Below are 9,240 nucleotides of genomic sequence, written 5' to 3' on the forward strand. Positions count from 1 at the left end.
AAAGCTATCGCTATCAAGGTCAAGGTTGCTTAATGCGCTAAATTTTTCCTCTCGGGTGCCGTGCAGGTCGATGTATTTAATCTCAGCTGATTCAGTATCGTCGTTTTCTTTATTGCGGATAAAAAGACCAATCCCAACGGGAGTTTCGATGTTAAATACGGCGTTTTTTGCAGGGGGTTGCATGCCTTCTGGGGTGAGATTAATAATCCAACCGCGCGAGGTATTACGACGTATCCATTCACGCATACCTTTAAACCCAGGGCCGTTAAGGTATCCAGTCGCTGTAATAAAGCAGACCACACCATCTGTGGAATGGGGGATGCTTTCAAAGACTTTCCACATCGCCCAACGCCAAAAATAAACATAAAGGTTTTTCAGCACATATTCGTATCTGCCATTGCCTTCTTTGCGGAAATCATCAAGCGGTGCATGGTTACTATTGGCGCTGCCTTTTTCGACCCAGCCGCCCAGGCCTTCGGACTTGTCTTTGTAGGGTGGGTTTCCGATACAGACTTGTATCGGAGTTTCTAGTTTGACGCGGTTCGCGCGCTGGCGTTGCTGTGCAATAAGTTGCAGCGTATAGCTTAATTCGCGGTTTGTCCCCGACTGTGGATCTTCGAGAGTATCGGCGACGTAAAGGTGCATTCCGTTTTCGGGAAGCTGGCCACCGAATTCTTGGATAGCTTGGCTCAGACGTAACTCAGCAACAGAAAATGGTCCTGATTGCAGTTCGATTCCGTATAAGCGCTTGGCCACGGAAGTTACCGCATCAGCAACAGCGCCAGGTCCGTACTTTTCCGCTTGGGCTGCAACATGCTGAACAATACTCAAACCGTAGGTGCCGGTACCCATTGCGGGGTCGATGACCGCAACCGAATCTGCGGATAGCCCCTCGGGAATGGATAGATACTTTTGTAAGGCTTGGTCGGTGAGCCGGGTCATTGCGGCAACGACTTCAGTGGGTGTGTAGTACGAGCCAGACTTCTTGCGCAGGGCTGGGTCGTAGGTATTGAGGAAGTGCTCGTAAAGATGCAGATAGACATCTTGATTACCGCCAGAAATGGCTCGCCAGTCGGTCGCCGAGAGTGTACGGATAATAGTCTCTAGGACTAATCCAACTGTTGAGCCTTTAATATGCTCGGTTAGCAAGTCCAAAGAACGCCCTAGCAGGCTGTGTTTAGATTGCAGTCCTTCGGCAATATCTCGCAGCTGGATATTGTTAAAGTCCATTCCGTCAGATAGGGCAATAACTAGGGCAAAGACAACTGTTTGCGCGAACCCATCTGCGAACTCTTCATCAGTGGCGTTCGGATACAAACTGGCACGCCAGTCGCGTTTCAGGCCGATAAATGGATAGGAGTTTTCTTCTCGTCCTGTAGCTTTTGCATTGCGCCGGTTGGCTTGAAGTGATTCCAGGACTTCTTCACGCAACAACGCTGCAAGTGGTGCAATAGTGTCCACTAGGCGAGTAACTGTTGTAATCGGTGTGGGAGTCCAGGACAAAAAGCTCGACAATACGGTGTCTAGCTCCGGTGGCGCAGCGATGGCGCCTTTGAACTTGGTTAACGAGGACACCGGTAAGTGCGCTATGGCCACGAGTTCGCCATAGCGCCACAACCGCCATTCCAAACCATTCGTGTGCAGCAGATTAGGCAGCTTACTTAGGCGTTTCCACTGCTTACCGTTGTGCGTGGTCTTGCCGTATGTGTCTGGGTCTAGAGAAGTCCCGGGCTTTTTTAATTCCACGTGGCCAGACATTAACCCATCGATCCGTACACCAAAGTCTGGGCGGACGTTGCCGGAGTCCTCCCGGACTTCGGCATGCAGGACTACTTTCCTGCTAAGAATCTTTTCGCCGTACTCGCGCAGTAAATTGTCTACTGGCGTAGCCAATGCGGCTTCCGGCTCTCCTGGCCCATTAAGACTGTCTTTAGCTGCCGCCCCGAATTGAGCCACGAGAGTATCGAAAACATCCATATCGTGACTATACAGCGACAAGCGAGCCTAGTAGGACACCCCAAGCCAGGTCAAAGGCTAGTTTTAACAACCTTCAAAGCTGCCTGAATCAGCGCGAGAGATAGTTATACAGTGTCGTTCGACCAATGCCGAGCCTGCGAGCAACCTCAGCCTTCGGAATACCAGTATCCACCCACTCTTGTGCCTGGGCAAGCTGTTCATCAGTCAGCGCTTTCGCGCGACCTTTATAAACCCCGCGGGCTTTCGCACGCGCAATCCCCTCCGCCTGACGCTCACGAATAATCGCACGTTCAAACTCCGCCACCGAGCCAAGCAACCCGAGCATGAGCTTGGCAATCGGCGTCGAATTCAACGAATACGTTTGACCCTCTTTCAGGAACTTCACCGAAACATCGCGGGCAGTGAGGTCGTCGACCAGGCGGTGCAAATCAATAAGCGAGCGTGCCAACCGATCCATACTCATAACCACAAGCTGGTCACCAGGTCGAACATAATTCAACGCCCCATCCAACCCAGGCCGGTCGGTGGACGAACCGCTGACAGTATCCTCGAAGATGCGAAAGCACTTCTCTTTCTTCAACGCTGCAGTTTGCCGCTCAAGATTCTGATCTTTAGAGCTAACCCGCGCATAGCCGACTTTTTGCCCGGAAATAACCTCGGAATGTTCAGGAATATCTAGAGGTAGTGACGGTTCTGTTCCATTATCCATAACCTAACCCTAGTGAACATGATGTTTGCGAGCGCTTTTGCAATTCAAAAACTGTTCTTTTGGGGTGTACTTTAAAAACGCTCGGAGGTAGGGTAACTCCCCCTCGTTGCTCAGAGACGAAATCCGCCAGCGGTAGCGGCGCGACGAGCCGAAGGTAGGACAAATACAATTCCAGTCCAGGTGCAGATGTCTTGCACTGTTGCGGCGCAGTTGTCTTCTTTTTCACCGCGTATCACCCGCGAAATTAAATTGATATAATTAGGCCCATGTTGATTTCAGGTACCGCTTTCTTGCGGTTGCGCTCTAACCGCTAAGGCGGTTTCCTACCCCGTAGGTTAAAAACCACTCCGGTCCTTTAGCCGGGCGGTTATTTGTCATGCCCGGCTCCTTTTCAACTCCAAGGAGCACACCTGATGTCTGCATACGGACACGGCCGTCACGAACATGGCCAAAATTTTCTCACCGACCACAAGATCATCAACTCCATCATCGATCTTGTAAAACAAACCTCCGGCCCCATCATTGAGATCGGACCAGGAAGCGGTGCCCTCACTCACCCGATGGCCTACTTGGGGAGGGCAATAACGGCAGTTGAAGTGGACGCAAAACTAGCTGCCAAACTCACACAAGAAACCTCCTCGGCGGCGGTCGAAGTGGTCCATGATGATTTCCTTAACTTCCGTTTACCCGCCACTCCCTGCGTCATTGTGGGAAATATTCCCTTTCATCTCACCACTGCCATTCTTCGAAAGTTGCTGCATGCGCCGGCATGGACTGACGCTGTACTCCTCATGCAGTGGGAAGTCGCTCGCCGCCGGGCTGGGGTAGGCGCAAGCACGATGATGACGGCTCAGTGGTCCCCATGGTTCACATTTCACCTGGGTTCCCGGGTACCAAGGTCTGCTTTCCGGCCACAGCCAAACGTTGACGGGGGGATCTTAGTGATCCGCCGGGTGGGTGACCCGAAGATTCCGATAGAGCAGCGCAAAGCCTTTCAGGCGATGGTGCACACCGTTTTCACTGCCCGGGGACGCGGGATAAGGGAAATTCTCCGAAGGGCAGGGTTGTTTTCATCACGTTCAGAAACACAATCATGGTTGCACTCGCGAGGAATCGACCCTGCGACCCTACCTCCCAGATTGCACACCAGCGACTGGATCGATCTCTTCCAGGTGACTGGTTCCTCTTCACCGCACCATCGACCAATTTCACCATCGGGAAGTAGTCAACGACCTCCTCAACGGAAAAACCGAAGCCGGCGGCGTTAATCCCCCCACCAAAACCGAATTGCACCAGTAGTACTAAAAGGTAAGCGAAGTCTGGCCGCAGACGCATCAATCACGGACAACTCGCGGGCAGCGTTGTACTCGGTAAGGAAGCTCATGTTCTCGACAATAGACCGCACCCGCGACATGAGTGCGGCCTATTCGAACAAGCATTGAGCTAGTTGTTGGTGAGTTTCGCGTAATTGGCAAACAGTAGCTCCTGGCGCTGCCGCTCCGAAGTGAGCTTGCGCGCCGCCCCCATTGCTTTATCCACTTCCCGGTCGAGCGCGTCATGCGCCTTCACCAGTTCTGGTGTCATAGCCAGCGGGTTGTAGTGCTCCGCGAGGGAACGCTCCGGGTGCAGTGCGCGCGCGGCGAGTACTTTCTGCCCAGCCTTAATAATCCGCTTGCGCGTCTTCTCATCGAGTTCTGGTACGGGGAACGTGTTCCACGTCAGTGTGTTCGCAAAACGCAGGCGAGATTCTAGCGGGCCCGAACCCCGGAAAGTGGACACGGGGATTTAATCAAGATGCGATAGTAAGTGTAGCTGATCCGGTGGCTTCGAAGGCGTTCGGCGAGCGGTAGCCGCACCACGAGTGCAAGCGCCTGGTGTTGTAGTGCGTGCACCACCGAAACACGTCCCGACGACATACGAGCTGACTTGGGAAAACGGACTCGTCCTGGAGGACTTCCCGTTTCAGCGTGGCGTTGAACGACTCCGCCAACGAGTTGTCCGCGCTCGTCCCGATCGCTCCCATCGACTGGGTGACACCGAATCGTTCACACAGCTTCCGGTATTGTCCAGAGGTATAGACGCTGCCATGATCGGAGTGGAAAATCGCCCCGTCAAGGTTGCCTCGGACCCCGTGGGCCATCGTGAGAGCTTCTTCGACCAACTCCGTGCGCATGTGGTCAGCGATCGCGAAACCGGTCAACTGCCGCGAATAGCAGTCGATGACGGTGGCCAGGTACATATTCGACCCGTCCGCGATCGGCAGGTACGTGATATCGCCGACGTAGATGGTGTTCGGTTTCTCCGCGGTGAACCGGCGTTTCAGCAGGTCGGGCATTTTCGGAGCCCGTTTCGCAGACACGGTGGTCTTCACCCGGCGTTTTTTGGTGTAGCCGAACAGGCCCATCTGGCGCATCAACCTGGCGGTGCGCTTGTGATTGAAAAGGTCGTCGTTGGCTGGATCGGAATTGATGGCCGCCGTCACGCGTTTCGCCCCGTAACAACCGTTCTCGGCCGTGAACACGGCCTTGATCCTCGCTCCCAGCACCGCGTCGTCAAGGACGCGTCGCCGGCGGGCAGGAGCAGCAGATTTCCATTTGTAATACGAGGACCGGTTGATCTTCAAAACCTCACATAACCGCTTGACCTCGTAGAGGCCTCGGTTGTCATCAACGAACCGGAAGCGGTTCACCAGTTCGTCTCTTCCGCGAAATATTTGGCCGCCTTGCGGAGGATCTCTCGTTCCTCCCGGAGCTTGGCGTTTTCGCGTTCCAGCACGCGGATGCGTTCGGCGTCGGAGAGTCCTTCAGCAGGCGTGCGTGCGCTGTTGGCTGCGGCAATGGGGCTGGCGACTTTTTCACCGTTGGCGTTGGTTTTGGTGCCGGTGCCGAAGGCGTCGAGCCAGGTGCGCAGGGAGTTGCGGTTGACCCCGAGATCGGAGGCGATCGCGTTGAGCGTTGCTCCGGGGGTCGACTCGTACAACGAGACTGCGTCGCGCTTGAACTGCTCGGTGTAGGTCTTGCGTGGCATGGTGGAAAGGTACCTCACTTCCCCAGCGAGATGCTGGTTTCAAGGTGTCCACCATCTGGGGGTCAGGTCCAGCCTTCCTCCAATCATCTTTTGCCAAGTAATGAACATTGACGAAGAAATCAACGCGAACTGTGACCTATCAGAATCTTCAACCGCAAACGCAAGGCTGGAGACAACTGTTCCTTCCTCAATATCCGCAGCTGTGAAGTATGGCCGGTTCTCGCTAACAACGGATGGAACGCAAAGGAAATCTGTTTGTGGCCGATAACGTTGTGCGAAAAGATGAGGAATCTTTGCCATGCTCCGTGTAGTAGGAGCCGAGGACGTTGTTCTGTAGGCGCGTACTTGTTCAATTCGTGAACGCAGAAAAGTACTTGCCTGAACGTCGGCGGGGTCGAGATCGACCATCCAGAGACACCACCGACTAAGGCCGCGAACAAGTTCTCGCGAGCCAACGTACGGACGTAGGTACTTTGCCGCTATCGGATCGTCCAAAGCTTCTTGCACGTCCTGGGCTTCAACTATCAAGCCACCTCCGTCTTTTGCCATTGCGCCTAGAACTGCGGGTTTAATCTCGCAGGAGATGGGCGAAGTCATCTTTTGGACAAGGACATTAGGGCCGTCGACGAGGTAAGCATTAATCACGCGCTCCACAGGCACAGCCACGGGGGCACTGCTGACATTCGGGTAATCCCAGAGCTGGGGGCGAGGTTCGTGTGCACGGTCGAAACCGACGATGACGCAGTGGACTGAGGCTTTACCGGGAGCATCGGAATCCCATGAGAATGTGCGATGGGCGAAGCGGATACGCCAACCTGCTGCGAAGATGGGGCCGAATAAAAGCGGCACTTGTTCGCCTTGGGTAATCGAGTTAGTTGTTACGAAAGCGAACCGTCCGTTACGGGTACTGAAAAGGTCAAGGCTTTTTATGTGCCAACACGTGACGTAGTCCAATCTCGAGATGTTTTTACGTCTCCATACAGCTTTCATTTCCTCGAGCTGCTGTTTTGTGCGCGTATCTTGACCGATAAATGGTGGGTTGCCAAAGATAAACGTCTCCCCCACTGCTTTGGGCAGCGCTTCCGTCCAGTCCAGGGCGAGAGCGTTTCCGTGGACGATGTGGGCGGTAATCGTAATAGGCAAACGCTGCGGCGGACGCCCCACCGCATTCGCCAACTCCTTATTCGCCTGATGATCCACCAGGAACATCGCCGTCTCTGCAATCTTTGCCGGCCACCAGTTCAGCTCAAATCCGTAGAACTGCCCAATCGACAGTTTCTGCTCCCACTCAATATTTAGCGACATACCCGTCTCGCCACGGCGCTGACGGATAGCCACGATAAGGTCCGTTTCAATACGGCGCAGTTCTTTATAGGCGGTGAGCAGGAAGTTTCCCGCACCACAGGCCGGGTCGCAGAAAATATGGGCAGCCAGTGAGTCGCGGAATTCTTCTAACTTGCGCACCGGGGTGGCGGGGTTGGAGACCAGCTTGTCAGCCTGGGCACGCAACTCGTCGAGGAAGAGCGGTCCGATGGTCTTGAGGATGTTGGTCTTCGAGGTGTAGTGCTCACCATCGCCACGGCGGGCTTCTTTCGACTTAACCAGCTGGAACAGTGAGCCGAAGACGGACACGTCGATTTTTGACCAGTCGAAGTCGCAGGCGTTGAGCAGGGCTTCGCGCATGGCGTAGTCGAAGTATTCAGGGTCGAGCTGTTCGGCGAAGATTGCGCCGTTGACGTAGGGGAATTTCGCCAAGGTGCCGGGCAAGCGCTTAGGCCGCTTGTCCTCCGGGGTGTTGAGGACTCGGAAAAGTTCGTTGAGCTGAGGTCCGAGAGATTCCGGGGTGGTTTCGTTGCGCACGAACGTCGTAAACAGGTGCGGGGTGTCCCACAGGCCTGCATCGTCGCCGAAAAGGAGGAAGAGGATGCGCGTTAGGTAGACCGAGGTGCGCATGACCCTTTCGTCTTCTTCCTCCGGGGTGGTTGGGGCTTCATCGCCCACGGCTTCGTCTGCCTCGTCGCCGTTCATGGCGCGGAACAGCTCGACCATCAGGCGTGAGGCCTCAAGGGAGGCTTGTTCTTCCTCGTGATAGGCCGAGGTCTCATAGTCCGCCAGGAACGCGAGCTGTTCCAGATGCTCGTCGATTTCGTCCAGGTCGAAGGTAACGTCCCATTCTGCAGAGTCGCCGACGTAGTCGCGGTTAAGGCGGGTGATGCGCAGGGTCTCGAAGTTGGAGCAGAGGACATAGGCCGGCATTTGTGAGTTCGGAATGGTGCCGCCGAGCAGGTAGTCGAGTGCTTGCTCGTGAGCCTTGTCCAGGTCGATACCGAGGGACTTGGCCTCGCCGATGACTTTGCCGGGGATGAACATGTCAATCTTGCCGGTGTGGCCGGTGGAGGCTCGTTTCGCGCTGCGCTGATACAGGTAAAGGTCGCGGGCGTTGACGCCGAAGCAGGCTAGGAGGTCACCCCAGAACTGTTGATCGTGGCTGGACTCGGTGGCGGGGCGGTTTTCTGCTTTCCACTGGTCGATATGGCCGCGCCAGCGGATTTTGAACTCAATGAGTTTATGGCGGATGGTGGCACGGTCAAAGACAGGATCAGAGAGCATGAACAAAGCATATAAGGTGCCCCGCCCATCAAGGTTTTTCTTGAGTGAGGTTTTACCTAACTGCCTAGCGGCAGGGGAACCGTATATTGCTTACGGCATTCACACCTCTAGCCCTGAAGCAGCCCCGCCTTCTTGAGGGCCGAAATGTGACGCGCTACGGTACTGCGCTCACACCCGATCTCTTCAGCTATCTGCTTCGCGGTAGGCGCTGTCCCGGTGTCGAACAGGACTTGCGAATAAATAGAGAGGACACGGCCGCGAGTGCTCTGTCCCTGGATTACTCGGCGTTTGTTCGCAGACGCCAAGGCTTCTCGCTGTGCTTGTGCGTACTCCCCTTCTGGGTCTGTTTTCCAGCGTTGTGCAGCCTTTTGCCCGCCTCTGCGTCCCATGGTGGCCAAGGCTTTGCGCTCGCTACTGGTTGCCTTTCCAGAAGCGCTCGAGCCGAGGGAGGCCGTGCTCTTGGATTGTGTCACGTAGCCGCGGACTCGTCGTGCCATCGTCTGGCGGTCGCGCATCGGGGGAAGCTCTGCGGGTCGGCCTGCGCCGCCGTGGGTGTGTGCGACGTTGTAGGCGTGCTCATAGGCGTCGATGATGGCTGCATCCGTGAGTCGTTGGCCGGCGGCGCGGAGCCTGTGGCCGGTCTTGAGGGCGTGGCGGAACGCGGTCTCGTCGCGGGCGGCGGTGCCCTCGGTAATCCAGAGCACGCGCACGCCGTCGATGAGCTCCGGGTCGTACTGGTCGAGTTCAGCGGAGACTTCCGCGTCCACGTCCTGGGCCAGTGCCTTAAACGCTTGTGCCTCTTCACGGCGGGTTTTCACCGCGTTAATGAGTTCCCGTCCTGACTTAAATTGTTGGCGTGGTGCAGCCTCGTACTGGTCTGTCCCGGCCAAGTCCCTCACCTGCCTTATCAAGTCACC

The 9,240-nt window shown here is 55.5% G+C and carries 8 protein-coding genes; 2 read left to right on the forward strand and 6 right to left on the reverse strand.

All coding sequences use genetic code 11. From position 1 onward, the window contains the following. Together VVR27_RS11370 and VVR27_RS11375 are read right to left on the reverse strand one after the other, a co-directional pair. Nucleotides 1-1,977, reverse strand: a 1,977-nt coding sequence (locus VVR27_RS11370; protein WP_368548466.1) for an N-6 DNA methylase, incomplete at its 3' end; no start/stop codon positions are given. An 88-nt stretch (nucleotides 1,978-2,065) separates the two neighbouring features. Continuing rightward, complete coding sequence (locus VVR27_RS11375) at nucleotides 2,066-2,629, reverse strand: recombinase family protein (protein WP_368548471.1); 564 nt, start codon at nucleotides 2,627-2,629, stop codon at nucleotides 2,066-2,068. 323 nt (nucleotides 2,630-2,952) lie between these two features. Between VVR27_RS11375 and VVR27_RS11380 the strand changes: the two genes are divergently transcribed. Together VVR27_RS11380 and VVR27_RS11385 are read left to right on the forward strand one after the other, a co-directional pair. Beyond that, nucleotides 2,953-3,000 (forward strand): erythromycin resistance leader peptide, encoded by a 48-nt coding sequence (locus tag VVR27_RS11380; RefSeq protein WP_011152926.1) that lies wholly within the window; start codon nucleotides 2,953-2,955, stop codon nucleotides 2,998-3,000. A 99-nt stretch (nucleotides 3,001-3,099) separates the two neighbouring features. Continuing rightward, nucleotides 3,100-3,954 (forward strand): 23S rRNA (adenine(2058)-N(6))-methyltransferase Erm(X), encoded by an 855-nt coding sequence (locus VVR27_RS11385; RefSeq protein WP_011152925.1) that lies wholly within the window; start codon nucleotides 3,100-3,102, stop codon nucleotides 3,952-3,954. Between the two features lie 175 nt (nucleotides 3,955-4,129). Here the strand turns inward: VVR27_RS11385 and VVR27_RS11390 are convergent, their stop codons facing one another. The 4 genes from VVR27_RS11390 to VVR27_RS11405 form a co-directional block, all read right to left on the reverse strand. Beyond that, nucleotides 4,130-4,465, reverse strand: coding sequence for a type IIL restriction-modification enzyme MmeI (locus VVR27_RS11390; RefSeq protein WP_368548467.1), 336 nt, complete (start codon nucleotides 4,463-4,465; stop codon nucleotides 4,130-4,132). Between the two features lie 10 nt (nucleotides 4,466-4,475). Beyond that, nucleotides 4,476-5,713 (reverse strand): IS3 family transposase gene (locus VVR27_RS11395; protein ID WP_368548468.1). Its coding sequence is split into 2 segments (ribosomal slippage): nucleotides 4,476-5,386 and nucleotides 5,386-5,713, totalling 1,239 coding nucleotides; the frame shifts between segments, so codons are not numbered across the junction. Nucleotides 5,714-5,752: 39 nt separating this feature from the next. Beyond that, nucleotides 5,753-8,323, reverse strand: a complete 2,571-nt coding sequence (locus VVR27_RS11400; protein WP_368548469.1) for a DNA methyltransferase — start codon at nucleotides 8,321-8,323, stop codon at nucleotides 5,753-5,755. A 107-nt stretch (nucleotides 8,324-8,430) separates the two neighbouring features. Continuing rightward, on the reverse strand, nucleotides 8,431-9,240 hold an 810-nt coding region (locus tag VVR27_RS11405), incomplete at its 5' end, for a helix-turn-helix domain-containing protein (protein WP_368548470.1).

The sequence above is a fragment of the Rothia sp. LK2492 genome (assembly GCF_040946345.1).
In the GTDB taxonomy this organism is placed as follows: Bacteria; Actinomycetota; Actinomycetes; order Actinomycetales; family Micrococcaceae; genus Rothia; species Rothia endophytica.